A 2,425-nucleotide genomic window follows, 5' to 3' on the forward strand; every position below is an offset into this window, starting at 1 on the left:
GAACCCCTGGACTCCCCGCAGCCCCGCCCGCAGTCGCTTCTGCTCGCCTTCTTCGGCAACCACGTACTGGAGCAGGGTCCGCTGGGCGTCTACTCGGGCAGCATCATCACGGTCCTCGGCCGGGCGGGCGTCGGCGAGCAGGCCGTACGCTCCACGCTCACCCGCATGGTCAACCGCGACCTGCTGCGACGGCAACGGCAGGGCCGCAGGATGTACTTCGGCCTGACGCCCCTCGCGGCACAGATCCTGCACGACGGCCGCCGGCGCATCTGGGAGACGGGCGCCGTCAACGACGACTGGGACGGCTCCTGGACCCTGCTGGGCTTCTCGCTGCCGGAGTCCTGGCAGCGCCAGCGCCACGACCTGCGCTCGCAGCTCGGCTGGTCCGGCTTCGGGCCGCTCTACAGCGGGCTGTGGATCGCGCCGGGCCGGGTCGACGTCTCCGCCGTGGTCGCGGAACTCGGGCTCTCCGCACACGTGAAGATCTTCCACGCGCTGGCCGACGAGGCGACGGACATCGACGTGATGATCCGCGACACCTGGGACCTGGAGTCGATCGCGGCCCGCTACGAGGACTTCCGCGCCCGGTGGGAGGCCTGGCGGCCCGGCCCCGACGACGACGCCGTCGTCACCCGGCTGCGGCTGGTCAGCGAGTGGCTGGACATCATCCGCACCGATCCCCGGCTGCCCGCCCGGCACCTGCCCGCCGACTGGCCGGCCCACGCGGCGGAGGCGACGTTCCACCAAGTGGCGGCCGACACCGAGGCCCCGGCCCGCCGGATGGCCGCCGACCTGCTGGACACCACGCCCCTGTGACCCTCCGGACCAGCACGGATCATCGGGCGATCTATGCTGCTGGGAGCGGGAAAGCCGTCGGAGCGGGTACCCGTGTCCGGCATCGCTCTCCGTCCGTCTCTCCCGAGGAAGCCCGTTGAACTTCTGGTCGATCTACGAGCACGGTTTCGCGCGCGTGGCAGCGTGCACGGGCCACACCGTCATCGCCGACCCGCGCGCCAACGCCGAAGCGGTCCTGCGCCAGGCACGGCGCTGCGCCGAGGACGGGGTCGCGGTGGCGGTCTTCCCGGAACTCGGCCTGACCGGCTACTCGATCGAGGACCTGCTGCTCCAGGACGCGGTGCTCGACCAGGTCGAGGAGGCTCTCGCGACGGTGGCCGCCGGTTCCGCGGAACTGCTGCCGGTGCTCGTCGTCGGCGCCCCGCTGCGCCACCGCAACCGGATCTACAACTGCGCGGTGGTGGTGCACCGCGGCCGGATCCTCGGGATCGCGCCCAAGTCGTACCCGCCGAACTACCGGGAGTTCTACGAGCGGCGGCAGATCGCCGCGGGTGACGACGAACGGGGCGGCACGATCCGGATCGGCGGGGAGAGCGTGCCGTTCGGTGTGGACCTGCTCTTCGAGGCGTCCGACGTACCCGGTCTCGTGGTGCACGCCGAGGTCTGCGAGGACATGTGGGTGCCGGTGCCGCCGAGCGCGGAGGCGGCACTGGCCGGGGCGAACGTACTGGTCAACCTGTCGGGCAGCCCGATCACGGTCGGCCGGGCGGAGGACCGGAAGCTGCTGTGCCGCTCGGCTTCGCAGCGCTGCCTCGCCGCGTACGTCTACGCGGCGGCCGGTCTCGGCGAGTCGTCCACGGACCTGTCCTGGGACGGCCAGACCATGATCTACGAGAACGGTCGGCTGCTGGCGGAGACGGACCGGTTCCCGCTCGACGACCAGTACGCGGTGGCCGACGTCGACCTGGACCTGCTGCGCCAGGAGCGGGCCCGGATGGGCTCCTTCGACGACAACCGGCGTACCCACGCGGCGCGCACCGGCGACTTCCGGACCGTCTCCTTCCGGCTCGACCCACCGGCGGCCGATCTGGGCCTGCGCCGCCGGGTGGAACGCTTCCCGTTCGTGCCGGCCGACCCCGAACGGCTCGCCCTGGACTGCTACGAGGCGTACAACATCCAGGTCGCGGCGCTCCAGCAGCGGCTCGCGGCGATCGGCGGCCCGAAGATCGTCATCGGTGTCTCCGGCGGTCTCGACTCCACCCACGCGCTGATCGTGGCCGCCCGGGCCATGGACCGCGCCGGCCGCCCGCGCAGCGACATCCTGGCCTTCACGCTGCCCGGCTTCGCCACCGGCGAGCACACCAAGGGCAACGCGCACCGGCTGATGGAATCGCTCGGCGTGACCGCGGCCGAGCTGGACATCACGCCGACCGCGCGGCTGATGCTCCAGGAGATGGGCCACCCGTTCGCGGCCGGTGAGCCGGTGTACGACGTCACCTTCGAGAACGTCCAGGCCGGGCTGCGCACCGACTACCTGTTCCGGCTGGCCAACCAGCGCGGCGGCATCGTCCTCGGCACCGGCGACCTCTCGGAGCTGGCGCTCGGCTGGTCGACGTACGGCGTCGGCGAC

At 72.1% G+C, this 2,425-nt stretch carries 2 protein-coding genes; both read left to right on the forward strand.

Annotated features, from left to right (window positions below):
- The first annotated feature begins 6 nt into the window (after window positions 1-6).
- The gene (locus ABZ646_RS45060) at window positions 7-816 is read left to right on the forward strand and encodes a PaaX family transcriptional regulator C-terminal domain-containing protein (protein ID WP_360533144.1); all 810 of its coding nucleotides are present in this window, start codon (window positions 7-9) and stop codon (window positions 814-816) included.
- A 115-nt stretch (window positions 817-931) separates the two neighbouring features.
- The coding region (locus ABZ646_RS45065) for an NAD(+) synthase (protein WP_360533141.1) at window positions 932-2,425 on the forward strand (1,494 nt) is incomplete at its 3' end.

The organism is Streptomyces sp. NPDC007162 (assembly GCF_040634175.1).
In the GTDB taxonomy this organism is placed as follows: Bacteria; Actinomycetota; Actinomycetes; order Streptomycetales; family Streptomycetaceae; genus Streptomyces.